We start from the raw sequence: 25,840 nt of genomic DNA, 5'->3' as shown, positions 1-25,840 counted from the left end.
ACAGAAATCGCAGCACGTTATTTATAACAAGCGCCATCCCCGTGACCGAATGCTGTAGAGTTTCAGAATTCTTTTCTATGAATCACACATCCGGTATCCGACCCCTAATTCATTCGTTATGTAATTCTCCTTACCGGGAACTGCACCGAACTTCTTTCGGATATTCGCCATATTTACCTGCAGCTTCTTCCGGCTTCCCGAATCATTATATCCCCAGATCTCGTTGATGATAAAACTGTAGGTCAGCATCTTACCTGCATGCTCGGATAACAACGCTACAATATTATATTCTGTCTGTGTCAGCTTCACTTCATTTCCGGCGATCGTAACCAGTCTTGCATCATAATTGATAACCAGCTCTCCAACCTCGAATCTTCCACCCGGCCGCAATCCATCCTCTGCCCGATGCGTAGCGATACGGAGTGCTGAACGTACTCTTGCTACCAGTTCATTTGAACTGAATGGCTTGGTTACATAGTCATTTGCGCCCTCATTGAGTGCCTCTACTTTATCCCTCTCATCAGAACGTGCCGATAAAACGATGATCGGTGTAAATGATGATTGCCGCACTTCCCTTAAAAATGTCATTCCATCCCGATCCGGCAATCCCAGATCCAGAATGACAAGATCAGGACGATGGGATGCAAACATCATCTGTCCCCCACGACAGGAATATGCGGAAACAGCCTGATATCCATTTGCTTCCATCAGCGCACTGATCAGATTATTAATATGTTCTTCGTCTTCAATTATCAATATCTTATATCTGTTATTAATCATTCTCAGTTTCCTCCATATCCAGTGTAAATCGCACAACAGCACCGCCATCCTGCAGATTCTCCGCAGAGATCTCACCACCATGTGCTTTTACGATCGTGGTACATACCGCCAACCCGATCCCTGCATTTTTCTTACTGCTGTCAAGTCCTGATTCACCATAAACCAGTTTCCCTGCAAATATATCCTTTACCTTATCAACCGGAATACCACATCCGTTGTCCCGGATCTCAAATACTGCAAAATGCCCACTCGTATATACACGAAGCCCAAGCTTATTCATCCCCTCTGCATGCTGAACTGCATTTTCTAACAGATTCAGGATCAACTGCTCGACTAAGATCGCATCCATCGGAATCATGATCAGTTCATCCGGAATGTCAATCTCAACATTCTGACCTTCATACCGTTTATTGAACTTAACCAGAACAGAATCTAACAGCTCATCCAACGCAATCGGGATCTTAATGATCTTAACATTTTTTCCATCCAGTCTGGTAATCGATAACATATTCTCAACCATTCGCGACAGCCATTGTGCATCCTGTTTGATTCCACGAAGCATGCTTTTTTTCTGCTCCTCCGTAAATTCATTCTTATCATCTAACATTGCAGAGCTTGCACCATAAATCGTTGTAAGCGGTGTCCGAAAATCATGGGATACGGATCGGAGCAGATTGGCCCGCATCTTCTCCTGTTCACTCTCTGCCTTTAACTGTTCCTGACTCTTCAACTTATTTGTAAATCCGCAGGTAATAACTGCAATAGCTATCATGATAACGGCAGAGATCATATTTTCCGGGATCGTAAAATTAATCTTAAAATACGGAAATGTAAATGCATAATTTACCGCCAGAATGCTGATGACAGATGCGACCGCACCATATAAGAAACCATCTGTGATAACGGATACCAGAAATACATCCAACAGAAAAATAGAGGGTATCAAAGTCTGATTTCCCCACTCCTTCTGCATAAACAGGGACAACAAAAATCCACATACCAATATCGCTGCTGTAATTAAAAAATTCTTTGTAAAATTCAGGAATCTGTTCATCATTTTCTCCGCTGTATCTTTTTGTAATCTGTTATAACAATCGTATCCATTTCAACCAATTCTGACAATCATTATTATATATTCATATTCTAAACTGTAACAACATATATTGTAGCACGTTTTATGGTTAAGACATGGTAAAAGGCTAAAAAAAGAAGACCTGATACCTGCGTTTCTCGGTACAACTATCAGATCTTCCTTCATCCGTTCCAATGTATGCTTTTCATATTTTGCAACCATAATCTACTGCACTCATTCTGAGTTTCCACAATCTTGCAGCAAGGAGAGCTGATTGGGCTGAAAAATATATGTCCTCTCTGACATAAATGCATATATTATGAACTTTCCCACTCAATAATATATCGGTTTTCAATATATCTATGAAGTTATTATATCAAAACATTTATCAGATACAATAAACCTGTCGTAATCTGCAATGTTTCCGTCGTAATCGACATATTTCTACAAATTCCGGATACGGTTCTCTGCTTATGCAGTCAGATACAGATGAGATTCTTTCCTGTTATTCCACTGGAATCCCTCATGCCGCTCCATAATAAACTGGATGATCTGCTTATTATTCCGTATCTCCTTTCTGTTGTCTGAATTCATCTCAATGCCCTTCATACGAAGTCCGATACCCTTAAGCACAACCTGAATATTTCCATCTGAGGATTCCGATGGTGCGATCTGAATCCGGAGTGTCCGGGACAATGACTCTGATACGGAATCCTGCTTATTCTCTCCCTGATCTTCATTCAACAAAATAACATTATGTACCATCCGCTCGATCAGATATCCCATGTCCAGTTCTACATTTGTATCAATCTGAATTTCTTCTGCTGCAACTTCCGGATGAATACCTGCACCCTCACAGGCAGATGTAACATTATTTAATACCAGATTCAGGATTGAAAGATTTGTGTATTTTATATACTCCTTCTGTTTTCCCGGTTTCAGATCTTCCTGTAACTGTCTGATCTGCTCCTGTTCCTTCCGGACATCTCCTGCCAGATCAAGTATATGCACATAATTATACAGATCATGCTTGATATCCCGCAGCCTGTTGTAATCCGCCAGAAGCTTCTCATAATCCTCTTTCTGCTGCTTCATCTTTGCTTCCAGAAAACGTATCATTTTTCTTTGATAGCTATTATATACGATCGTATACAGATGATAAGTAGCTATAAAAGCAGATGCCCAGATTCCCAGTGCTATAAACTGTGACATCAGATTAACCTCTTTTACCATAGTCACAAAATACACAACCAACATCATATATCCGGTTCCAACAGCCAGAATCCACACCATGCTTCTGACAAATGATTGTCTCCGGAACTTCCTGTATGGCATATATTTCCGCATAAACCAGACTTCAATGATCGTTCCTATGCCCTCACGCAAGGCTTCTACTCCAAGCCAGACAAGCAATGCTTTTGCACTGTATAATACCGGTGTATCATTATATGCATATCCAAACAGTTCCTCGATCACTGCTGACATCGTCACCGTAACAAGATCAAATGTCATAATACCCACCATAAATGATACCAAATTTATAACCATGCACTCTTTACGGTATAATACAACGCCTACAAGCATCATCACAAATCCAAAAATATAAATGATGGCACGAAGCCATGCAGGTGCATCTAGCTGTATACTTGTATTTATTAAAACGCGGAGGAAAAACATATTTAAAATATTCAAGCCCAGATAGATCCGGTCTCTTCTTCCACGATCCATTCCCATATAAGCACCCAGATAAATATTAAATTGTAATGCCGTGATCAGGGCTGCTCCGAGCACCTGCAGGAATGTCCATATGTTCATTTCTATCTTCTCTCTTTCTTTATACCGTCATCAATATGCGTATATATATTTTGACATTTTTCTTGTTTTATGGCAACCTTTTTATTATAATATTACCAGTTAAGCAAAATGTTTTCTACATTGAAATTACCAATTACAGGGGGGATACCATATATGAAACTCAAACTTCTAATATGTGATGATTCAGATCTACAATTAAAAGAAACAACCAGTTTTGCACATTCCTGTTTGGATGCTTCTGAATCCTTCACTTTCAGAATCGACTCCTACGAGCCAGAGAAATTAAAAAAATTGCTTGAGACCGATACGATTAATTATGATATTGCAATCTTAGATATCGAAATGGGGGACTTCAACGGTATCGATTTTGCTTCCGAGCTTAATCAATGCTGCCCACAGTGTGCAGTTATCTTCCTCACCAGCCATACCGACTATATATCTGAATCTTACGAAGTCCGTCACATATATTATGTTACAAAGGATTCCATACAACAATATCTGCCTAAGGCACTGGATAAAGCGATTCAGCTTGTAATTGAACGAAAAGCACGCTTTCTGGACGTTATCTCCAACCGAAAACGGTACACCCTTTCATGCGGAACGATCACTCATATTGAACGGCTCAGCCGCGAGATTATTATTTATACTGACGATGGGGAAGCCTATAAAGTGTACGAATCCCTTCAGGCTGTAAGCGAACGACTGCCGTCCTATTTCTCGCAATGCCATAGTTCTTTCATGATCAATCTTGGATATGTAAAAAATTTATCCTCACAGGAAACCGAGCTGACCGGCAGCATCAAACTGCCTGTTGGCAGACGCTATGCCAAACCATTCAAAGCCGACTACCTCAAATATATCTCCGAACATGCTATGTTGTAAATTACAAACACACAAACCATGGCTGTTCTGTATGCCTTTTACAACATGATCGCTACTTCAAAGGCATCACCCTTGTCCGTGAACTCGACCGTTCCATCGTACCTGGCAACAATCTGCCTGATAATACGAACACCTCTGCCGTGGTTTTCTGCATCCGGCTTCGTTGTATGGAACTGATTCTCCATAACGGCAATCTCCGTTCTTTTGGAATTTTTAACAGTGATAAAGAAGTTACTCCCACGATTCAATATCGATACATGTATGAATCTTTTATTTTCCCCATTTGCATCCTGCACCGGCACACACTCGGCTGCTTCGATCGCATTGTCTAACAGATTGGCAAACAGACGAATCTTATCGACATCCTCCATACGAATCTCCGGTAACCCGGTTGGAATATTATAAGTAAATGCAATCTGCCTCTTCCTTGCAAGATCCCGCTTATCTGAGATTGCACAGTCAAGGATTGTGTCATTTGTCACAATCATCTGCCTGATCTCCTCAATCTCCTTCTTCTTTTTTTCTATGTACTCTTCGGTGTCTTTCTGCTCCCGGATCATTTCATTGATCTCGTTTGAAATCTCATATATCTTTTTGCTGGTGTCTTCTATACTCTTCATATGCGTATATGAAGATTGGATACTTTCTACAAACTGTTGTCTTTTTTTCTTCAGATTTCTTGCTGAAATGATATTGTAGATCAGTGATCCTATAAGCACAATAACTACTGCTACTATGATCATCCAGTTTTTCTCGTTCATCTGTGGCATATTTATCCTCTGGTCAAACATATTTTTTCATATATTCTATTATCTGAATTCTCCAAAAAACACTATAAATTTTAGTATATCTATTATTTCTTTCCTGTCAATAATATTTTTATCTCTAGTTTTCTGTTTCAGATAACACCCAGACTGTGTTTTTCTCTTTCTATAAAAATTGTATAAACAGCTTGACTCTTTTTATTTTAAAGCTATAATAGTTCTAAAAAGAACTTAATTAAGAAATGAGGAATATATATGATCCTACAATCACCATCCAATATTTTTGATATGACAAAAAGCCTGATGAAGCTTCAGGAAAAATATCTTGAGAGCATCCGGATAGACTATAAGCTTTCACGGATTGAAGTTATCATCATTACTTTTTTACACAATAATCCGGTACATGATACTGCCAGAGATATCGTAGAGTTTCGTATGCTACAGCGTGGAAATGTATCCACAGCCATTGATTCTCTCGCCGACAAAGGCTATCTGACCAGACATCCGGATACAAATGATAAACGGATCATTCATCTGAAGCTCTCCGATAGATCAATTCCTGTTGTACATGCAATCGAGAAAAAGCAGGACGAACTGATCTCCTGCATCTTTGAAGGTTTTTCAGATGACGAAAAGAAGAATTTTGCATCCTATAACAAGCGTTTGTATGACAATGTGTTATCGCATTTAAAATAATATGATCACAACACTGCTGCCTGAATACCGGGCAGTTCGGACAATACTATATTCAGGCAAGCTCATATCGCAATTAACTTTTATACAATATAAAATATCAATCAAAGGAACGAGGAATATACATGAAGAAACAAACACAAGCCTACAGCATGACCGATTCTTCAAACAACACATCAAAAGCTTCACCACCAACCGGCGGAGAATCCATATCGAAAAACATCAAGAATAATCAACCGAACCAGGTTGCCCACAACACAGGCTCATCCAACCGGGAATTTCTGGCAAAAGAACCGATCGGTAAATTACTGGCAAAGCTCGCACTTCCTACAGTCGCCGCACAGATGATCAATATGCTGTATAACATCGTTGATCGTATTTACATCGGTCATATTCCACAAAACGGTTCACTGGCACTTACCGGTGTCGGTGTCTGTATGCCCCTTATCATGATCATCTCCGCTTTCGCGGCTCTGGTCGGAAATGGCGGTGCTCCACGGGCTACCATCTATATGGGCAAAAATAAAAAAGACGATGCCGAGAAAATCCTCGGTAACTGTTTTACCATGCAGATCATCTTATCCGTTATACTGACTGCTGTTCTTCTGATCTGGAATCGCGACCTGCTTCTGGCATTCGGTGCAAGTAAGAATACCATTAACTATGCAACCTCATATATGAATATATACGCAATCGGCACAATCTTTGTACAGCTCACTCTGGGTATGAATGCATTTATCACTGCACAGGGCTTCGCCAAAGAAGGTATGTTGTCCGTACTGATCGGTGCGATCGCGAATATTATCTTAGACCCGATCTTTATCTTTGCGCTTCATATGGGGGTAAAAGGCGCGGCCCTTGCAACAATCATTTCTCAGGGTTGTTCCTGCATCTGGGTCTTAAGCTTCCTCTTCGGCAAGCGGACAACTCTCCGCATCCGTGTGAAAAACCTCGGTTTGCAGGCCTCCTATACCCTGCCATGTCTGGCACTCGGTTCTGCCGTCTTTATCATGCAGGGAAGTGAAAGTATCATATCCGTGTGCTTCAACTCCTCCCTTCTGAAATATGGCGGAGATATGGCCGTCGGTGCTATGACGATCCTTACCAGCGTCATGCAGTTCGCCATGCTCCCACTTCAGGGACTTGGCCAGGGTGCTCAGCCGATCATCAGTTATAACTATGGTGCAAAAAATGCATCCAGAGTAAAGGATGCATTCAAACTTCTGCTGAAGGTCAGCCTGACATATTCTGTTTTATTATGGCTTTGCATTATGTGTTTCCCTCAGGTTTTTGCATCCATCTTTACCCCGGATACTGCTCTGATCGAGTTTACTAAAGTTGCACTTAGATACTACCTCGCGGTTATGTTCTTATTTGGAGTCCAGATCTCCTGTCAGATGACATTCAATGCCCTCGGTAACGCTCCGGCATCCATCATCGTTGCGATCATGCGTAAATTTGTCCTGCTGATCCCACTGATCTTCATTATGCCGCATATCTACACCTCAGATAAGACAATGGCTGTCTACATGGCAGAACCGATCGCAGACCTGATCGCCGTAACCTTCACCGCCATCCTGTTCTTCTTCCAGTTCAGAAAGGCACTACGGGAGATTGAATAAATTAATTAATAATCCTATCCGGTCGTTTATATTTTTCATCGAGCTTTTTCATGCTTTAATTCAGGCAACACCGTGGCACACATTGTAAAGAAGCTGGCACATCCGCCGATCAGATTCGAGATTGGCTCTGCCCAGAATACACCATCCACTCCAAGATTTCCGATTTTCGGAAGCAGAATGGTAAGTGGCACTACGATAAATGCCTTCCGAAGCAGAGAAAAGAAGGTAGCCTTTTTCGCCTTTCCAAGCGCAAGGAACACACTCTGTCCGGTAAACTGCAATGCCATAAAACAAAATCCGAAGAAATATATATGTAATGCCGGAACCCCTTTTGCGATCAGTTCCGGTGAATGATTAAATATACGGATAAACGGCTCCGGGAACAATCTGAGAGTGCCCCATGCCGCAAAAGTATAGGTTACGCATAATATAGTCAGGAAACGGATGGCTTTCCGTACCTTCTCATATGCCCCTTCTCCATAATTAAAACTCATGACCGGAGATGCACCATTTGTAATACCCATAACCGGAAGTGTACAGATATCCCGCACGGAATTCAACACGGTCATAACGCCCACATAGATATCCCCGCCATAGACCTGAAGTGTCGCGTTACATACAACCTGTACCAGACTGTTTGTAAATGCCATGATAAAGCTGGACACTCCCAGACTGATGATCCGCAAAACCCGCTTCCACTGCAACCGCATACAGCTCCATTTCAAATGAAGCACTGCCCGTTTTCCGGTCAGGAATACAAGTACCCATACTGCCGAGCAAAACTGGGAAATAATCGTCGCAATAGCCGCTCCTCTTACTCCCAGATTTAAAACAAAGATAAACATAGGATCCAGTATTATATTTAAAACTGCTCCGATCAGAACCGATATCATTCCGGTATTTCCAAATCCCTGGCTGTTGATAAACGGATTCATTCCTACCGATACCATGACAAATACCGTTCCCAGCAGATAGATCCGAATATAGGAGCCTGCATATGGGAATGTATCATCACTTGCGCCAAACAGATAAAGAATCGGCTTATAAAAGATCAGCCCGATAATCGTCAATACAATTCCTGTTCCGATCAATAACGTAAAAGCATTTCCCATCAGATGCTCTGCTTCTTCATCATTACCCTTACCGCGTTCCATGGAACAAAGCGGTGCACCTCCATTTCCATACAGATAGGTAAAGGCGGTGATCAGTGAAATGATCGGAAAGCACAGACCTACCCCTGTCAGTGCAGTTGTACCGACTTCCGGGATCCGTCCGATGTAGATCCTGTCAACCACGTTATATAAAAGATTAAGTAGCTGTGCCAGAATCATTGGTACAGCTACTTCTATAATATTTCTATATACATTTCCACTTGAGAAATCTGTCTGATGTGCCTGCAATACCGTCTTCCTCTTTCAAAATAACATACAATATGATCCGTTCTGTTCCGTCAATACTTTCAAAAGCATTCTCTGTCAGAAAATACTTTTCAGAACTGTCTTTTATATTATATTCTTTTTTGAAGTGAAGTCAAATAACACTTATCATCTATGCGTGATAAAGGTTGACCGCCTTTTCGATCAGTGCCAGTTCCTCTGCTTCCATCTCGGTTGTTCTCTGCTTCTCAGCAGCCTTCAGATTACTGAGTATCTGTTCCGGCTTCGATGCACCGATCAAAACGGTTGTAACCTCCGGTTTATTCAGCAGCCATGCAATCGCAAGCTCTGACAAGCTCATATTATAGCCTGCTGCAATATCATTTAACTCTGTCAGAAGCGGACGCATCGATACGACCTGATCCTCATGAAGGAACCGTCCGTCTCTTGCCACCCGGCTGTCCTTTGGAATATTCTGCAGATATTTATCGGTTAACATACCCTGTGCCAGTGGAGAAAAGCAGATCAGTCCTCTTCCGGATGCATATGTCTGCTTCAGTAGTCCGTTCTTCTCAACTGTCCGATCCAGAATACTGTAACAATTCTGATTGATGATAAACGGACAATGCAGTTCATCCAGAATCCGCTCTGCTTTCGCCATCGTCGGGCCGTCATAATTCGACAAACCTACGTATAAAGCCTTACCACTTCTTACAATCTGTGCAAGTGCTTCCATCGTCTCTTCTAACGGTGTGTTCGGATCCATGCGATGATGATAGAAGATATCTACATATGGAAGTCCCATTCTCTTTAAGCTCTGATCCAGACTCGCGATCAGGTATTTGCGGCTGCCCCAGTTGCCATAAGGGCCTTCCCACATATCATATCCTGCTTTTGTACTGATCACCATCTCGTCTCTGTAAGCACTCATTTCTTCCCGAAGGATTCTGCCGAAGTTTTCCTCTGCACTTCCATATACCGGTCCGTAATTATTTGCCAGATCAAAATGTGTGATTCCGTGATCGAATGCGGTAAAACACATCTGTTTCATATTTTCATAATTATCTACACTACCAAAATTATGCCAGAGTCCCAGTGCGATTGGAGGAAGCATCAGACCACTTTTACCGCAATGACGGTAAAAATCCGTTCCTTCTGTCTCTGTATATCTGGTCTTTGAAGCTGTATATTCAGCCATATAAACTAACCCCTTTCTATCTTAAACAAACAGGCAATTGTATCTTCTCTATGCCCTGTATTCCGGCACGTTTACAATTGCCTGTCTGTTACTTATTTACTGAATATTTTCATTATGCACCATAGCCATCCGGATTCATGCTCTGCCATCTCCATGAATCTGCGCACATCTCATCAATTCCGTATTCTGCTTCCCAGCCAAGTTCTTTCTTAGCAAGAGTTGCATCAGAATAACAGGTTGCGATATCACCTGCACGACGAGGCTTGATCTCATAAGGAATCTTCTTGCCGCATGCCTTCTCAAATGCCTTAACAACATCTAAAACGCTGTATCCTTTTCCTGTACCCAGATTGTAAATCTTTACACCCGGATTCTCTTTGATCTTATTGATCGCTTTTACATGACCCTTGGCAAGATCTACAACATGGATATAATCTCTGACACCTGTTCCATCCGGTGTATCATAGTCATCACCGAATACACCAAGACAAGGAAGCTTTCCTACCGCTACCTGTGCTACATAAGGAAGCAGGTTGTTTGGAATACCCTTTGGATCTTCTCCGATCAGTCCGCTCTTATGTGCTCCGATTGGATTGAAGTAACGAAGCAGGATTACATTCCATTCCGGATCTGCTGTGTGGATATCTGTCAGGATCTGCTCAAGCATATGCTTGGTCCAGCCGTAAGGATTTGTGCAGACACCCTTTGGACATTCCTCTGTGATCGGAATAAATGCAGGATTGCCATATACGGTTGCAGATGATGAAAAGATAATGTTCTTGCATCCATTCTCGCGCATTGCCTTGCAAAGTGTTAATGTACCCGCAATGTTATTCTCATAATATTCGAGTGGCTTACGAACAGATTCGCCAACTGCCTTTAAGCCTGCAAAATGAATTACTGTATCCGGCTTTTCTTTTGCAAAGATTTCATTCATTGCATCCAGATCACGGATATCCTTCTCATAAAATGTTACGTCTTTTCCTGTTATCTCTTTTATTCTTCCAATTACTTTCGGACTCGCATTATACAGATTGTCAACAACTACTACATTATATCCTGCTTCTAATAATTCAACGCAGGTATGACTTCCAATATAACCAGCACCACCTGTTACTAAAATCTTCATATCATAATCCTCCTGTAAAATAAATTCTTAACCTTCGGTTATCACAACATTTATCGGTACCGGATTCTCTGTTACGATAACCACTATCATCATTATACACGAGAATAAAAACTAATCAATAGTTTTTGCTAAATTTTTACTAAAAGTTAGTAAATTTTATTCTTTTTTGTTTACTGCATGAATTCTACCGCATGCTTCCGCTTCCATATCGGCATCAGATTCCGCTGGCAGGTCGGATTCTTCCGCTGTTCAATCCCGATCGTATGAAAGAAGGTCTTCCAGAGTTCGGTATATTCATCCTTCAATAATTCCGTCTGTCGGAGCGTCTTCATTTCCTCATCGGACAACTCCCGCAAATACATCTTCTGAGCCTTTTCCTTCATATATTGGTTCTGTTCTGAAATCTCTCTTTCTCTATCTGCCTGCTGCCCTGAGTAATGTTTTCCCGGATGGATCACCGCATACTTCCGGTTATCATCAAGGATCATAAAATATTCATCCGGCATCCGGTCTGCAAAATGCTCTGCCACCTGATAGATCACATCATGCTTCGGTTCCAGATGACAGACATACACCTTATTATCGATCGAATTGAATCTGGCAAATTCCCGAAAATGATGAATTTCATTTCCAACTGCCCGCCGAATCTCCAGCATCCGGCTGACCGGAGACTCTGCAAGCATCCCGATCACCCTTGGTCCTGCCTGAAATCCGATCCGCAAAAACCGGTAGATATCGTCCAGTACATCTTCTTCCATCAGACAGGCATAATACACATCGATATATGCCTGCATCCCGATCTTATTTCGAACGGAACGCAGAACCTTTTCCGTCTTTTCTGCATCGGCATCCACATGGACATACTCGTCAAATAAAGTTGCCTGCACGATCGGCTCCGTCCGTAACTGCACCTTATCATGTCCGACCCGGAGTGCATAGACCCATGCATCATAGATGCAGGTCATCATATCTTCTAATTGATGTTTACAGGTAAATATCCTCATATTTACATTCTCCCATCTATATCCTCATCTATCTATAAAATCTATCCTGACAATATTTCTTCATACAATCGTCTATTCTTAAATAGGATTTTACATTTATCCACAAATCAATTCGGAACTCCAAATACTCCCTGAGCATCAAAAAAGGATAACTGCTTATATTCTTCTTCCTTATGCTCTACCTGCCAGTTTTCTTTTGCATGCTCGCCTATCAGTTGTCTGGTAATATACTGCTCTTCGATCGGTATCTTATACATCATCCGTCCTCCACAGGTAATAAAATAATGCGCCCGTTTCAACACCACACCCATCTTCTTCAGATGGTCAAATTCCAGATGTCCGTACCGTCTCGCCTTTACGATCCTGCCTGCTGATTTCGGTCCTATCCCCGGCACCCGGAGCAGCGTATCATAAGAAGCTGTCTGCACTTCGATCGGGAACTGTTCCAGATGCCGAATCGCCCAGTCGCATTTCGGATCCATGCGGGCATTAAAATTCGGTCGCTCCTCCGACAACAATTCATCTGCCTGAAATCCATAAAACCGCAGCAGCCAGTCTGCCTGATACAGTCGGTGTTCTCTCAGAAGCGGAACCGGAGTCTCAAGCGCCGGAAGTGCCGAATCCTCATTTACCGGAATATATGCGGAATAAAAGACACGTTTCAGATCATAGTTCTGGTATAACTTCTGTGTCGTCTGAACCAGCATATAGTCGCTCTCATCGGATGCTCCAATGATCATCTGTGTACTCTGACCTGCCGGTGCAAATGCCCGCGGCTTCCATGTATCCTGAGTTGCCGGAGCAAAGGAAGCTGCTTTCTTCCAAAGAGAGCCGCCTCCATTACTCTGTGCTCCGGTCAGCCGTAACTGTTCTTTCCCGAATATACTTCCCGGCAGGTAACGATTCCCCAGACTGCGTTCCATTCTTGCATCTTTCCCTATCAGGGTTCTTGTCTCTGCGATCGTATCACGCACTTTCCCCATCGGAATCATGATCGTCTGGAAGCTCTTATTCGGAGCAAGCTTCTTCAGGCTCTCCGCAGTCGGCAGCTCCAGATTCACACTGATGCGGTCTGCCAGAAATCCGGCTGCCGCAAGCAGTTCATCCGGCGCACCCGGAATCGTCTTTACATGAATATATCCGTTGAACCTGTATTTTGTACGAAGGAGCTGTAAGGTTATACAGATCTGCTCCATCGTGTATGTCGGATCACGGATCACACCGGAGCTTAAGAACAGCCCTTCTATATAATTCCTTTTATAAAATTCGATCGTCAGTTCACAGATCTCCTCCGGCGTAAAAGTGGCACGCTTGACATCATTCGATACTCGGTTCACGCAATACTTGCAGTCATAAATACAATGATTCGTCATCAGAATCTTGAGCAGAGAGATACAGCGCCCGTCTGATGCAAAGCTGTGACAGATTCCGCAGGATCGTGCATTTCCGAGCATTCCTTCCTTTCCTTTTCGATCCACACCGCTGGATGTACATGCCACATCATACTTCGCCGCATCCGCCAGTATATGTAATTTTTCCTGTATGGTTTTATTTGCTTGTATTTCGAACATATGTTTATTATAAGAACTTACGTTCGATTTTTCAAGTGGAAATTTTTGTTTTTTACATACGAAAAAGGCTTCCTGCTAGTGCCCGGTATACATCCTTTATTCCACAGAACACTTGTGTTCTGTTTTTCACGTAGCGGTACTAGGCTCACTGCCTATCGCAGTTCACCAAGGACCGACGTGAAAAAAGGTCTGTTCCATAAAGATATATACCGGGCACTGGCAGGAAGCCTTTTTCTGTCTTTGTAATAAACTATATACATATTTCCACATTTAAAAATCAAACTGGTAATTGTTTCATATTGTGAAAATGTTACAGAATTGTTACAATTTCATTGTACTCGATCGATACATTTATAAATTACAACAGGAGGATTTTATTATGTGTATTAATTATAACTGTTCAGATCTTTGGAATATGATCTGCAAGTACCTTGGTTTAGGCTGTTAATTTTAAAGCTGAAAAGCCATTGGATAAAAAATAATCGAATTATTAAGTATATTGTTTTCATAAGTTTTTGAATCAAGATAAAAAAATAGCAGTATCCATTATTTCACAAGACATCTCCTTGCCACATAATGATACTGCTATTCTTTTTATTTTACACTTTTAACTATTTCTTCTTATTCTTCAAGTCTGTCACCAGAATCATTGCTGCACCGGCTACCATAACGATCGCACCGATCAGCAGGAAGATGGTTCCATAGCCAAGGCTATAGACTATATCGCCATTGGCATTATTCTTAATCTGAACCATTGTATTGACCAGATCAATCATGATCACAGCCAGAGTCAGGATCGCTGTAAGTAACGTCCATTTTCTTGCATTTTTAAATACCATTATAATACTTGTGATCAATGCAAAAAATATAACAAGGATTCCGTCTCCACTCAGGAAATTGACGGATTCTGTTGTTCCATCCACAGTCGCCTGAACGAACGGCTGGAAGTTTGCCCATATCAGAAGCATCGCCATAAGTCCGATCAGAACTCTTCCGATCGCGACAGGTTTCGGTGTCTCCATCTTCTCATTTGCTACATTTGAAAACCGTTTGGAGATTCCTCCATAGGTCTTACTGTAATCCATAATGGATAAATCTTTCTCTCTGTGCTCTCCACTGCCGGAGGTTGTCTGCACAGAATCTTTCTCATTCTGTTCTGCCATAAAAAACTCCTTTAATTACTCCTCTGGGACAAGGCTACGATCGTGAAACGATTTACAACCTTTGTCGTTGCTTCCTACTGCTCCCGGAAAACGATCTTTCCTGTCGCTGTATCCATCCCGTCTACGATCGCCAAAGATTCCAGATGATATCCCAGATTCCGGATGATCTGTCCGCCGGTCTGGAAGCCTTTTTCGATTACGATACCGATTCCCGCAACATTTGCACCGGCTGATGTCACGATAGAGATCAATCCCTGAAGCGCACAGCCATTTGCGAGGAAGTCATCAATGATCAGAACATTGTCATCCGGATTCAAGAATTTCTTTGACACGATAACCTGATTCTTACATTTGTGGGTAAAGGATTCTACCTCTGCCACATATACTTCACCTTCTATATTGATGCTTTTTGATTTCTTCGCAAAGATAACAGGCACATCAAACTGTCGCGCTGCCACACATGCAATCCCGATTCCGGATGCCTCGATCGTGAGAATCTTATTGATCGGCGTTCCTTCAAAACGCTTCTTAAATTCTTCACCGATCTGGTCAAATAACCGGATGTCCATCTGGTGATTCAAAAAGCTGTCAACCTTTAATACATTTCCTTCTTTTACAATTCCGTCTTTTACAATTCTTTCTTCTAAGAAATTCAACTGTAGTTCCTCCTTGAGATTGCTTTCGTCCTTAACAAACAATTAGTACAATCATACATCATTTCTCGACGAGATTCTACTGGAAATGTATTTTTTATGATTCAAATTATTTACGCCTACCAGTCTGATCCCATTTTGCTGAGTGCTGATGCAATACTATCAATTCCAAGCACGGTCAGATACAGTCCGATCAGATAACCAAATGCGACAACTGCTGTAATCGGTTCTATCAGAAGCATAACTCCAATCACGATACCGACGATATTTAACAACAGGGATACAAGTCCGAAGCTGTTACCTGCAAAATACCGTACAGTGCTGATATGGGACAGTCTGGATATACTGTGCATAATGATCCAGAGTGCAAAGAGCCAGATTACTAACCGTTGTGCGGCTCCCGGACAGAGGATCAGCATCATACCAAGCAGGGTACTTAAGATGCCGGAGGTCAGGGATACTGTCGGTACAACTCCCATATGCCGCTCCATCTTTACATAGAATATAATATCTGTTATACCGCTGACTGCTGCCACGATTCCGTAACAGATGACAATACTGTTCAACATACTTTCAGGACGGATCATCGTAAAGATACCAAGTATAGTGAGTATGATTCCAAGTATCAGCTCCATCCAGCCAAATTCTGTTCGTTTCCTCATAATTCTCACCTCTTATCCTGTAAAATGCTCATAAATTCGTCTCCTGTGATCGTCTCTTTCTCATATAAAAAGGCTGCCAACTCATCCAGCTTTTCCCGGTTCTCCTCTAAAATCTTACGCGCTTTTTCATGCTGAACCTTCACCAGTTTTACAACCTTGCGGTCAATCTCCCGCTGGGTTTCCGGTGAACAGGTAAGGGATGTATCCCCACCAAGATACTGATTATTTCTCGTCTCCATCGCAACCATATCAAAGTCATCATTCATGCCATACTGGGTGATCATCGCCCGTGCGATCTTCGTTGCCTGCTCGATATCATTCGATGCTCCGGTCGTAACTTCACCGAATATCACTTCCTCTGCTGCACGTCCACCGGTAAAGGTTGCAATCTTATTTTCCAGTTCTTCTTTTGTCAGCAGATATTTGTCTCCCTGTTCCACCTGCATGGTGTAGCCGAGCGCACCTGAGGTTCTCGGAATGATCGTGATCTTCTGTACCGGTGCCGAGTGTGACTGCATGGCCGCTACGAGCGCATGGCCGATCTCATGATAGGCAACCACATGCTTTTCTTTATCTGATAAAACAGCATTCTTCTTCTGATATCCTGCGATAACTACTTCTACGCTTTCTTCAAGATCTGCTTCTGTAACGATCGTTCTGCCTGCCCGTACTGTCCGAAGAGCTGCTTCATTTACGATATTTGCCAGCTCTGCACCGGAAGCTCCTGCTGCCATTCTTGCGATTGTATGGAAATCCACATCATCCGAAACCTTGATCTTTCTGGCATGTACCTGAAGGATCGCTTCCCTTCCTTTCAGATCCGGAAGTTCAACCGGAACTCTACGGTCGAATCGACCCGGACGGGTAAGTGCAGGATCAAGCGATTCCGGTCGGTTTGTTGCCGCCAGGATGATAACGCCGTTGTTTCCTTCAAAACCATCCATCTCAGTCAGGAGCTGGTTCAAGGTCTGTTCTCTTTCATCATTCCCTCCGATCTGTCCGTCACGCTTCTTACCGATCGCATCGATCTCATCGATAAATACAATACATGGTGCTTTTTCCTTTGCCTGCTTGAACAGATCTCTAACCTTGGAGGCACCCATACCTACAAACATTTCTACGAATTCCGAACCGGACATCGAGAAGAACGGTACATTGGACTCTCCCGCAACTGCTTTTGCAAGCATTGTTTTACCGGTTCCCGGAGGACCTACTAACAGGACACCCTTTGGCATCGAAGCACCGACATCCGTATATTTCGCAGGGTTGTGCAGATAATCAACGATTTCTGCCAGATTCTCTTTTGCTTCATCCTCTCCTGCAACATCCGAGAAACGGATACCGTTTGTTGACTGCACATATACCTTGGCATTGCTCTTGCCCATTCCAAAGGACATCGCATTCTTCCCGCCCGCCTGTTCGATCAGCTTCTTACTGAAATACTGACCCAGTCCGATGAATATAATGATCGGAAGAAGGAATGTCAACAGGAAATGCCAGACCGGTGATACCGTCTCCTCGACATTCTTTGAAAATACCGCTCCGGCATCGTATAATCGTTCCGTCAGTCCCGGATCATCCATAGCTCCGGTCTTATAGTATGTGTTCTTATCCTTGTCTGTGAAGATGATCTCAGAATCAGCCACCTCTACTTCACCAATATTTTTCTCATTGATCATCTTCATAAATGTTCCGTAATCTACTTCCTTGACCTGTGTCTTCATCAGAAGCGGATAAATGAACATATTAAAAACCAGAAGAATAACCAGCACGATCCCATAATAGAAGATCAATGGCTTCTTGGGTGATTTTACTTCTTTCATATGTCTCCTCTCTTTCCGGCAGGTACCTGTAATTTCTACACATGTGTACTGCCTTTTCCTGTATTATTTCCAAGTTTCGCAAATTATCATAGCAATCATCGCTAACCTGTGTTGACACAGCTTTTGGTATTGCTTATGCAGGAAAAGCTGTTAGCACTCGCTATATAAGAGTGCTAAGTTTCTTTTAGAACAATATAGCCAGAAAAAAAGGAAATGTCAATCTCTTTTATAAAGATTTCACACTTCCTTTACAGCTTTTTATTTTATATTACTTTGATACATCAATTATAAATTCCGGCGTTCCCATTGCTCCTGCACCCAGCTCATATTTATTAAAAAATACCACAACCTGATCCTTGTCATTGATATAAAACTGTGTATCTTCATTGATCAGATCTTCCAGATCTAAATCTTCCCAGAGATAGAATTTCTTTTCGTCGTCCCAGGTATTGATCTGCTTCTGAACCTCATCGGCTATGATCTTCTTATAATTGCTGCCAAACCATTCTTTTAATGTAATATCCTTTCCTGTATCCAGATCAATGTTATAATAGAACATCTGGTAATAACCGGTTGCCCGGGTCTCATTTTCACTGATCACAAAGGATACATAATGTTCATCCAGACATTTGACCTCATAGTCAATAACGATATCATATGGGATAAAGTTCTTCGGATCTCCCCCGGTTAATATATAAGCGTTATACTCTTCTTCCGCACGCTTCTTACTTGCTTCCACTTCCTGGTTGATCATCTTTGCTATCTCACGATTCACACGCTTTTCCAGTTCGGAATTTCCGGTATTATTCAACTGCGGAACTTTCACATTTACATATTTGGCTTCATCCGCATATTCATATTCCCGGAAGGTAAATACCTGACACACAGGACCGATAAACGGCGTATCTGCTGCTGCCTTTGCAAACGTCGGAGATACATTCAGCAGAACCACAAATATCAAAAACATTGCAGCTACGGCCTCTCCTGCATAACGCAGTATATGTTTCTTCCGTCTCGTATATATATTAACAGGCTTCTGATCCGACATCCCTGTGCTCTCTGTCGTCAACCCTTCTTCTATCGCATCCTGAACTATGGAATTCAATTGTTCCGGGATTTTTATATTTTCATATTCCTCTTTATTAAACTTCATCATAAACCTCCAAATCCAGCTTTAAGAGTTTCAAAGCCTTATACAACCTTGATTTTACTGTGTTGATATTATCTCCTGTAACCTCTGCGATCTTGTCAAATGGCATATCTTCAAAAAAACGCAGAAGAACGACTGTTTTCAATTTTGCCGGAAGCCGATCCATAGAATGATACAGATCGACATATTCCTCCTGCTTTCCCGTTCTGTCTGTACGGTCTTCAAGTGAATCATCCTCCTGCAGATAGACAACCTTTTTTTGTCTTCGCAAAGCCATCAGACATTCATTGATCAGTATACGATACGCCCATGTTTCAAAGTATTCCGGACTTTTTACCTGGCTCCGGTTCTGCAGTATCTTAACAACCGCATCATGAACCGCATCTAAAGCATCCTGTTCATTCTTCATATAGCCAAATGCCATCCGATAAAACTTCTCCTGATTATCCTCAATAAATCGTATCACCACAGTTGACCGGATTCCCGTATCTTGTGATTCCTGCTTTTTATAACTGGCACGTTCATTCTGATATTTCGTTTTTCTTAAAATACTACGCTCATTCACGTTCTGTTCCCTCTGTTAATATTTTTATTTATCCAGTGTATGTTCCTCCAGATATGTGAGCCATTTTTCACAATATTTCTTATTCAGATGAATTCCATCTGTGGCCGCATCATCCGGCAGAACTCCATCTGTTGATACCGCTTCCTGCACATTCACAAATGTAGCACCTTCATCCGCTGCAAGCTGCTCTAATCGTTTATTATATTCCGCGATCTTATCATTTCTGACATATCCGCCGGAATCCGATACCGCTTTACTTACCGGAAGTACCGACTGAATAAATATCTTTGCAGATGGATTTTGTGCCTTAATATCATCAATGATCTGCTTGTAATCTGAGATAAATATATCATTACTGATCCAGCCTGTCTCATTGATTCCAAACATTAAATATACACGATTATATCTTGTTCTGGCAAGTGCCTCCATCACTGACCGGTCTTCATCGTCCTGATGGATTACTTTTGCGGTATATGCGCTTGCAACAGTTAATCCCTTGTGTACATATGCGGTTGTCTGTATACCGGTTTGTAACACGAAGCCTTCCGTTCTGGAATCTCCGACAAATACCGCATCCGAAAAATCATTTGATTTGTCATCGCTCTTTAAATCCATGTTTTTTACTGATCCTGTTGTTGTATCATCGCCCCGGCCTGTCAGCAATGTCTCTTTCACATTACCGGTTCCGGAACTCTCTGTCGTACTTGTCTCTGTCGTACTTACCTCTGTTGTCACAGGCTCCTGCGTTGATCCTTCTACAATCGGTCTGTCTTTCGCCATATGTATGAACCGAATACTGATGCAGAACGCAAACAGAAGCATTGCTGCTGCCGTTACACGCATAAATATCTGCTGTCTTCTTCTCCTTCTCTTTCTCTTTTGCTGCATTAAGAACATCTTTCTTCTTTTTTGTAATCTGACTCTATTCCCATTCTGACGCATTATCCGTTCCTCCTTATCTATCTCAAAAGTATTTCTTACTTTGTTTTCTATTATTTAGATGTTTAAGGATGAAAAAAAGTTGATACAAATTTATATTTTTTGAAAAAATTTTGATTTGACGAACTTTCGATCTGAAGTTCCTTGCTTTATACAATAAAACCTTCCATAAAGTAAAAAAACATCCAATCGGTTAACGACATATTCATATCTGTTATCCGATTAGATGTTTTTTGTTTATCTATTATTTATCTGTTATTTTTATTATGCTTCTTCCCTTGCTTCCGGATCAAAATGCTCCCTGACCAGCTTCACAACTACACCGGAAAGCAAGAATACTGCGATCAGGTTTGGTATCGCCATCAGACCATTGAAAGTCTCTGCAATACTCCAGAGCAATCCAAGATCTAAGGTTGCACCAACGATAGCAACCAGTGAATAAACAAACATAAACGGCTTATTTACCTTTGTTCCGAACAGGAACTCGATACACCTCGCACCATATAATCCCCAACCAATAATAGTTGAAAATGCGAAACAGCACATTGCCACAGCTGTAAAAAGTGATACCCAGTTGCCATATGTAGCAGTAAACCCACTGATCGTAAGCTCAGCGCCCGCTGCCTGTCCATATGTGATCGGCACTTCGCTGCAAAGTATAACCAATGCAGTCAGGGTACAGATAACTATAGTATCTACGAATACTTCAAAGATTCCAAAGAATCCCTGTTTTACCGGCTTTCTTGTATCTGCACATGCATGTGCGATTGAACCTGTACCAAGCCCGGCCTCATTTGAAAAGATACCTCTTGATACACCCTTCTTCATGCTCATGAAAAAGCTTCCAACAACACCACCGGTTACTGACGCCGGTGAAAATGCGCCTTCCACAATCTCTTTAAATACTGCCGGCACATGATTGATATTTAAAATTACGACTCCAAGCGCAAGCACCACATAGAACAGTGCCATAAATGGTACCAGCTTCTCTGTTACCTGTCCGATTCTCTTAATCCCGCCAAGCAGGATCAATGCAAGCAGGACTGCGAGCACAATACCGATGACCAGATTTATGTTTGATACGGAATCCTTTGAAATAATTCCATAATTAAATAATGCAGAATCGATCGCTGTCGTGATCGTGTTTACCTGTGTGGCATTTCCTGTACCGAACACTGTGATCACACCAAATGCCGCAAACAGATATGCAAGCCAGTGCCAGTGCTTCTTCAGACCATTCTTGATGTAATACATCGGTCCGCCGACAAATTCGCCCTTATCATTCTTCTCCCGGAAATGAACGGCGAGTGTTACTTCTGAAAACTTTGTACACATACCAAGAAGTGCGGATATCCACATCCAGAAGACGGCACCCGGTCCACCGATAGCGATTGCTCCTGCAACACCCGCTATATTTCCTGTACCGACCGTAGCCGCAAGCGCGGTACACACCGCCTGAAACGGTGTCATGGCTCCATCGGCAGCCTGTTTCTTTCGAAACATTCGCCCGATCGTAACTTTCATCGCATATGGGAATTTCCGGATCTGCAGAAACCGGGTTCGGAAGCTTAACACCAGACCGACACCAATAATACAGATCATGGCAGGGACACCCCATATAAAGTTATTGACTACGTTGTTGATTGATTCAATTGTTTCTAACATATTTTACTACTAATTTCCTTTACTATAATCTGGCAAGTTTTTCGAATTCAGGTCGTACGCTCTTAAATATGTCCATACGTTTCGGTGAAAATATTCGAAACCTAAACCTCTTCACGTCCGGTTTTTGCACGAATAAGCATTAGAACTACAAATAACAGCACGATACAAACCGGAAGCGCAAGCCATGAAAGTGCGGCAAGCTTCGCAGCCTGAAGAATTCCGATCAGCAGATATCCAACCATACATACTGCAGCTACAACAATTGCATATGGAAGCTGTGTAGATACATGGTTTACATGCTCACAATGTCCTCCGGCAGATGCCATGATCGTTGTATCTGAGATTGGGGAGCAGTGGTCACCACATACCGCACCTGCAAGACAGGATGCGATAGAGATTACCATCATCTGTCCGGATGGGAATACGCCGATCACGATCGGGATCAGAATACTGAAGGTTCCCCATGACGTTCCGGTGGCAAATGCAAGTAAGGCTGCAACAATGAATATGATCATCGGCAGGAAGCCCTGCATGGAACCGGCAGAACTGGATACCAGATCAGCTACATATACCTTTGCGCCAAGGAGATTCGTCATACCGGAAAGTGTCCACGCCATTGTAAGGATCAGGATCGGTGCGATCATTGATTTGAAACCTTCCGGTATACATTCCGTAAATTCCCGGAAGGATAAGGTATCACGCAGCATGAAATAAATAAACGTAAATACCAGTGTAACAGCACCACCAAGCACCAGACCAACCGATGCGGATGAATTTGCGAATGCATCTACAAATGATGTTCCGCTGAAGAAACCGCCTGTATATACCATTGCAATGATACAGCTTATGATCAGCACAACAACCGGCAGGATCAGATCCAGCACATGTGCATTTTCTTTTAAAATTTCTTCTTCATTATCTTCATATGGTCTTCCCGGAGTTGTGAACAGATCCCCTGCTATCGCATTCATTTCATGTCTCTTCATCGGACCGAAATCAACACGAAGAATGGTTACTCCAAGTACCATGACTAACGTAAGAAGCGCATACAGATTATATGGAATTGTCTGGATAAATACTGCAAATCCGTTAATTCCAGCATCTTCCGGTACGGATGATGTAACAGCTGCAGCCCATGAACTGATCGGTGCTATGATACACACCGGTGCTGCTGTAGCATCAATAATATAAGATAATTTGGCTCTTGATACTTTATGACGATCTGTTACGGGACGAAGGACACTTCCTACAGTCAGACAATTAAAATAATCGTCTACAAAGATCAGGATTCCAAGAACCATAACGGATAATTGTGCACCAATCCTTGTCTTAATGTGTTTTGATGCCCATTTTCCAAATGCCGCAGAGCCTCCTGCTTTATTTAACAGGGATACCAGAATACCAAGCATAACAAGAAATACCAGAATACCCGTATTTCCTGAATCTGAAAGCTTCGCGATCATACCGCCATTTTCATTAAACAGCATGGTATTGATACCTAACTCCAGATTGAAATTCGAATATAATAATCCACCTGTGATAATACCTGCAAGCAATGAGGTATAAACTTCCTTTGTGATCAGTGCCAGACCGATCGCAATAACCGGTGGAAGCAGAGATAATATCGTTGCATATGTCTTACATTGATAATTCTCCGGATCTGCGATCTCCCCCGGTGTTTTACCGGTTACCACCATGAGTACGATTATGATCGCAATGAATATAAGCATCGCTATCTGTTTTCTTTTGATCTTCAATTTCTCTCCTCCAAAATTTTCTTTTGTTTTTTATGCCCTATGATAAGCATTCTGCTACATTCGTTTCCATAAAGGCACACTACTTTTCCAGTATAAAGTGCTATCCCTGAGAAATCAAGTTTTACCTGACATTTTAAAAGGGTATTTTCGGAATTTGTTCCAAAAATACCCTGGTTTCTTATTTTATATCAGTATTGTACCTCTTATAAATCAATAACTTTTAGAAATCAACCTCTGAATCATAATAACAGCACTTTAAGAGTTTCTCCATCTCTTCCTGACTCGGCTGTCTTGGATTTGATCCTGTACATGCATCCAATATTGCATTTGCTGCGATCTCAGGCAACCGCTCTAAGAATACATTCTCAGGTACAAAGCCCTGCTCTGCCGGATAGCTGTCAGCACCATAATGTTTGATACAGTGTGGGATATTCAGATCATCGTTCATCTTACGCAGATAGTTGATCAGAAGTGTTACCTTCTCATCTAATGTATCACCGCCAAGTCCCATAAAGTCTGCAATCACTCCATATCTTTCTTTTGCAGTTTCATCCTTTGCATTAAATGCGATGACCTTCGGCAGATACATTGCATTTGCCGCACCGTGAATGATGTGTGCACCATAATCCGCAAATGCTGCACCTGTTTTATGTGCCATAGAATGAACAATACCCAGAAGCGCATTTGAGAATGCCATACCTGCAAGGCACTGAGCGTTGTGCATTGCATCACGTTTTTCCATATCTCCGTTATAAGAACCAACCAGATCATTCTGGATCATCTTAATAGCATGTAATGCAAGCGGATCTGTGAAATCACAGTTTGCGGTTGATACATATGCCTCGATCGCATGTGTCATTGCATCCATACCGGTATGAGCAACTAACTTCTGCGGCATCGTCTCTGCCAGCTCAGGATCAACGATCGCTACATCCGGTGTAATCTCAAAATCAGCGATCGGGTATTTGATGCCCTTCTGATAATCCGTGATAATTGAAAAGGCCGTTACTTCAGTTGCAGTTCCTGAAGTAGATGAAATTGCACAGAAATGAGCTTTTTTACGAAGGGAAGGAATACCAAATACCTTACACATATCTTCAAATGTAATGTCCGGATATTCATATTTGATCCACATTGCCTTTGCCGCATCAATCGGAGAACCTCCGCCGATTGCTACGATCCAGTCCGGTTCAAACTCCAGCATGGCAGCAGCACCCTTCATAACTGTTTCAACAGACGGATCCGGTTCAATGCCTTCAAATAACTGAACTTCCATTCCTGCCTCTTTCAGATTCTTTTCTACTTTATCCAGAAATCCAAAGCGTTTCATCGAGCCACCGCCAACACAGATCATCGCCCTTTTTCCTTTAAAAGTTTTTAATGCATCTAATGCATCCTTTCCATGATAAATATCTCTAGGTAACGTAAATCTTGCCATCTTTCCATCCTCCTATTACTCTATCTTATTGGTACGACTAAGGAGCCGCAAACGGCTCTTGCCTATAAAAAACAAAAAGTAGTGTACTACTACACTACTTTCTGATTATATCACAATTC

General features: G+C 42.0%; 22 protein-coding genes. 3 read left to right on the top strand and 19 right to left on the bottom strand.

The features are described from left to right. Nucleotides 1-75: 75 nt before the first annotated feature. The 3 genes from OCV60_RS10835 to OCV60_RS10825 form a co-directional block, all read right to left on the bottom strand. Nucleotides 76-780, bottom strand: a complete 705-nt coding sequence (locus tag OCV60_RS10835; protein ID WP_008402338.1) for a response regulator transcription factor — start codon at nucleotides 778-780, stop codon at nucleotides 76-78. Further along, the gene (locus tag OCV60_RS10830) at nucleotides 773-1,834 is read right to left on the bottom strand and encodes a sensor histidine kinase (RefSeq protein WP_021944505.1); all 1,062 of its coding nucleotides are present in this window, start codon (nucleotides 1,832-1,834) and stop codon (nucleotides 773-775) included. The genes OCV60_RS10835 and OCV60_RS10830 overlap by 8 nt, the downstream gene beginning before the upstream one ends. A gap of 489 nt (nucleotides 1,835-2,323) precedes the next feature. Then, nucleotides 2,324-3,667: a hypothetical protein gene (locus tag OCV60_RS10825; RefSeq protein ID WP_021944506.1), complete on the bottom strand. Its 1,344-nt coding sequence runs from the start codon at nucleotides 3,665-3,667 to the stop codon at nucleotides 2,324-2,326. Between the two features lie 153 nt (nucleotides 3,668-3,820). Here OCV60_RS10825 and OCV60_RS10820 point away from each other — a divergent pair, with 153 nt between their 5' ends. Next, nucleotides 3,821-4,549, top strand: a complete 729-nt coding sequence (locus tag OCV60_RS10820) for a LytR/AlgR family response regulator transcription factor (RefSeq protein ID WP_173789149.1) — start codon at nucleotides 3,821-3,823, stop codon at nucleotides 4,547-4,549. Between the two features lie 38 nt (nucleotides 4,550-4,587). Here the strand turns inward: OCV60_RS10820 and OCV60_RS10815 are convergent, their stop codons facing one another. Beyond that, a complete protein-coding gene (locus OCV60_RS10815; RefSeq protein ID WP_021944508.1) occupies nucleotides 4,588-5,319 on the bottom strand; it encodes an ATP-binding protein in 732 nt (243 codons plus the stop codon). Nucleotides 5,320-5,568: 249 nt separating this feature from the next. Between OCV60_RS10815 and OCV60_RS10810 the strand changes: the two genes are divergently transcribed. Together OCV60_RS10810 and OCV60_RS10805 are read left to right on the top strand one after the other, a co-directional pair. After that, complete coding sequence (locus OCV60_RS10810) at nucleotides 5,569-6,009, top strand: MarR family winged helix-turn-helix transcriptional regulator (RefSeq protein ID WP_021944509.1); 441 nt, start codon at nucleotides 5,569-5,571, stop codon at nucleotides 6,007-6,009. Between the two features lie 122 nt (nucleotides 6,010-6,131). Continuing rightward, nucleotides 6,132-7,628, top strand: coding sequence for an MATE family efflux transporter (locus tag OCV60_RS10805; RefSeq protein WP_021944510.1), 1,497 nt, complete (start codon nucleotides 6,132-6,134; stop codon nucleotides 7,626-7,628). A 35-nt stretch (nucleotides 7,629-7,663) separates the two neighbouring features. On the opposite strand, the gene OCV60_RS10800 is transcribed toward OCV60_RS10805, so the two are convergent. The 15 genes from OCV60_RS10800 to OCV60_RS10730 form a co-directional block, all read right to left on the bottom strand. After that, nucleotides 7,664-9,028 (bottom strand): MATE family efflux transporter, encoded by a 1,365-nt coding sequence (locus tag OCV60_RS10800; RefSeq protein WP_117785260.1) that lies wholly within the window; start codon nucleotides 9,026-9,028, stop codon nucleotides 7,664-7,666. A gap of 148 nt (nucleotides 9,029-9,176) precedes the next feature. After that, nucleotides 9,177-10,202: an aldo/keto reductase gene (locus tag OCV60_RS10795; protein ID WP_021944512.1), complete on the bottom strand. Its 1,026-nt coding sequence runs from the start codon at nucleotides 10,200-10,202 to the stop codon at nucleotides 9,177-9,179. 112 nt (nucleotides 10,203-10,314) lie between these two features. Next, entirely contained in the window at nucleotides 10,315-11,331 is a 1,017-nt protein-coding gene (gene galE, locus OCV60_RS10790; RefSeq protein ID WP_262530151.1) for a UDP-glucose 4-epimerase GalE, read from the bottom strand. A gap of 170 nt (nucleotides 11,332-11,501) precedes the next feature. Further along, on the bottom strand, nucleotides 11,502-12,335 hold the full coding sequence (locus OCV60_RS10785; RefSeq protein ID WP_117785259.1) for a TIGR03915 family putative DNA repair protein: 834 nt from the start codon (nucleotides 12,333-12,335) through the stop codon (nucleotides 11,502-11,504). Nucleotides 12,336-12,442: 107 nt separating this feature from the next. Beyond that, a complete protein-coding gene (locus OCV60_RS10780) occupies nucleotides 12,443-13,906 on the bottom strand; it encodes a putative DNA modification/repair radical SAM protein (protein ID WP_262530150.1) in 1,464 nt (487 codons plus the stop codon). 611 nt (nucleotides 13,907-14,517) lie between these two features. Beyond that, on the bottom strand, nucleotides 14,518-15,069 hold the full coding sequence (locus OCV60_RS10775; protein ID WP_021944515.1) for a DUF5336 domain-containing protein: 552 nt from the start codon (nucleotides 15,067-15,069) through the stop codon (nucleotides 14,518-14,520). Nucleotides 15,070-15,143: 74 nt separating this feature from the next. Beyond that, a complete protein-coding gene (locus OCV60_RS10770) occupies nucleotides 15,144-15,725 on the bottom strand; it encodes a xanthine phosphoribosyltransferase (RefSeq protein ID WP_021944516.1) in 582 nt (193 codons plus the stop codon). A 116-nt stretch (nucleotides 15,726-15,841) separates the two neighbouring features. Beyond that, entirely contained in the window at nucleotides 15,842-16,384 is a 543-nt protein-coding gene (locus OCV60_RS10765) for an HdeD family acid-resistance protein (protein WP_021944517.1), read from the bottom strand. Nucleotides 16,385-16,389: 5 nt separating this feature from the next. Continuing rightward, entirely contained in the window at nucleotides 16,390-18,207 is a 1,818-nt protein-coding gene (gene ftsH / locus OCV60_RS10760; protein WP_117785257.1) for an ATP-dependent zinc metalloprotease FtsH, read from the bottom strand. Nucleotides 18,208-18,475: 268 nt separating this feature from the next. Further along, nucleotides 18,476-19,360: a DUF3298 and DUF4163 domain-containing protein gene (locus OCV60_RS10755; protein ID WP_021944519.1), complete on the bottom strand. Its 885-nt coding sequence runs from the start codon at nucleotides 19,358-19,360 to the stop codon at nucleotides 18,476-18,478. Beyond that, nucleotides 19,350-19,922 carry a sigma-70 family RNA polymerase sigma factor gene (locus OCV60_RS10750; RefSeq protein WP_173789151.1) on the bottom strand — a complete coding sequence of 191 codons (573 nt, stop codon included), beginning with the start codon at nucleotides 19,920-19,922 and terminating at the stop codon, nucleotides 19,350-19,352. Before OCV60_RS10750 ends, OCV60_RS10755 begins: the two co-directional genes overlap by 11 nt. Nucleotides 19,923-19,946: 24 nt before the next feature. Beyond that, entirely contained in the window at nucleotides 19,947-20,864 is a 918-nt protein-coding gene (locus OCV60_RS10745) for a GDSL-type esterase/lipase family protein (protein WP_021944521.1), read from the bottom strand. Between the two features lie 261 nt (nucleotides 20,865-21,125). After that, nucleotides 21,126-22,526: an alanine/glycine:cation symporter family protein gene (locus OCV60_RS10740; protein WP_021944522.1), complete on the bottom strand. Its 1,401-nt coding sequence runs from the start codon at nucleotides 22,524-22,526 to the stop codon at nucleotides 21,126-21,128. A 101-nt stretch (nucleotides 22,527-22,627) separates the two neighbouring features. Beyond that, nucleotides 22,628-24,277 (bottom strand): Na+/H+ antiporter NhaC family protein, encoded by a 1,650-nt coding sequence (locus OCV60_RS10735; RefSeq protein WP_262530208.1) that lies wholly within the window; start codon nucleotides 24,275-24,277, stop codon nucleotides 22,628-22,630. A gap of 226 nt (nucleotides 24,278-24,503) precedes the next feature. After that, nucleotides 24,504-25,721, bottom strand: a complete 1,218-nt coding sequence (locus tag OCV60_RS10730) for an iron-containing alcohol dehydrogenase (protein ID WP_021944524.1) — start codon at nucleotides 25,719-25,721, stop codon at nucleotides 24,504-24,506. Nucleotides 25,722-25,840 lie beyond the last annotated feature (119 nt).

Source organism: Coprococcus ammoniilyticus, from assembly GCF_025567345.1.
GTDB lineage: Bacteria > Bacillota > Clostridia > Lachnospirales > Lachnospiraceae > Coprococcus > Coprococcus ammoniilyticus.
Note: the sequence above shows the minus strand (reverse complement) of the source record. Positions and strands in the feature narration are given on the sequence as shown.

Excerpts from the sequence above, each read along its gene's own strand:
- ftsH (WP_117785257.1), bottom strand. The coding sequence starts at position 18,207 with ATGAAAGAAGTAAAATCACCCAAGAAGCCATTGATCTTCTATTATGGG.
- OCV60_RS10740 (WP_021944522.1), bottom strand. The coding sequence starts at position 22,526 with ATGTTAGAAACAATTGAATCAATCAACAACGTAGTCAATAACTTTATA.
- OCV60_RS10835 (WP_008402338.1), bottom strand. The coding sequence starts at position 780 with ATGATTAATAACAGATATAAGATATTGATAATTGAAGACGAAGAACAT.
- OCV60_RS10745 (WP_021944521.1), bottom strand. The coding sequence starts at position 20,864 with ATGCGTCAGAATGGGAATAGAGTCAGATTACAAAAAAGAAGAAAGATG.
- OCV60_RS10815 (WP_021944508.1), bottom strand. The coding sequence starts at position 5,319 with ATGCCACAGATGAACGAGAAAAACTGGATGATCATAGTAGCAGTAGTT.
- OCV60_RS10765 (WP_021944517.1), bottom strand. The coding sequence starts at position 16,384 with ATGAGGAAACGAACAGAATTTGGCTGGATGGAGCTGATACTTGGAATC.
- OCV60_RS10805 (WP_021944510.1), top strand. The coding sequence starts at position 6,132 with ATGAAGAAACAAACACAAGCCTACAGCATGACCGATTCTTCAAACAAC.
- OCV60_RS10785 (WP_117785259.1), bottom strand. The coding sequence starts at position 12,335 with ATGAGGATATTTACCTGTAAACATCAATTAGAAGATATGATGACCTGC.
- OCV60_RS10810 (WP_021944509.1), top strand. The coding sequence starts at position 5,569 with ATGATCCTACAATCACCATCCAATATTTTTGATATGACAAAAAGCCTG.
- OCV60_RS10795 (WP_021944512.1), bottom strand. The coding sequence starts at position 10,202 with ATGGCTGAATATACAGCTTCAAAGACCAGATATACAGAGACAGAAGGA.
- OCV60_RS10730 (WP_021944524.1), bottom strand. The coding sequence starts at position 25,721 with ATGGCAAGATTTACGTTACCTAGAGATATTTATCATGGAAAGGATGCA.
- OCV60_RS10830 (WP_021944505.1), bottom strand. The coding sequence starts at position 1,834 with ATGAACAGATTCCTGAATTTTACAAAGAATTTTTTAATTACAGCAGCG.
- OCV60_RS10825 (WP_021944506.1), bottom strand. The coding sequence starts at position 3,667 with ATGAACATATGGACATTCCTGCAGGTGCTCGGAGCAGCCCTGATCACG.
- OCV60_RS10755 (WP_021944519.1), bottom strand. The coding sequence starts at position 19,360 with ATGAAGTTTAATAAAGAGGAATATGAAAATATAAAAATCCCGGAACAA.
- OCV60_RS10775 (WP_021944515.1), bottom strand. The coding sequence starts at position 15,069 with ATGGCAGAACAGAATGAGAAAGATTCTGTGCAGACAACCTCCGGCAGT.
- OCV60_RS10780 (WP_262530150.1), bottom strand. The coding sequence starts at position 13,906 with ATGTTCGAAATACAAGCAAATAAAACCATACAGGAAAAATTACATATA.
- OCV60_RS10820 (WP_173789149.1), top strand. The coding sequence starts at position 3,821 with ATGAAACTCAAACTTCTAATATGTGATGATTCAGATCTACAATTAAAA.
- galE (WP_262530151.1), bottom strand. The coding sequence starts at position 11,331 with ATGAAGATTTTAGTAACAGGTGGTGCTGGTTATATTGGAAGTCATACC.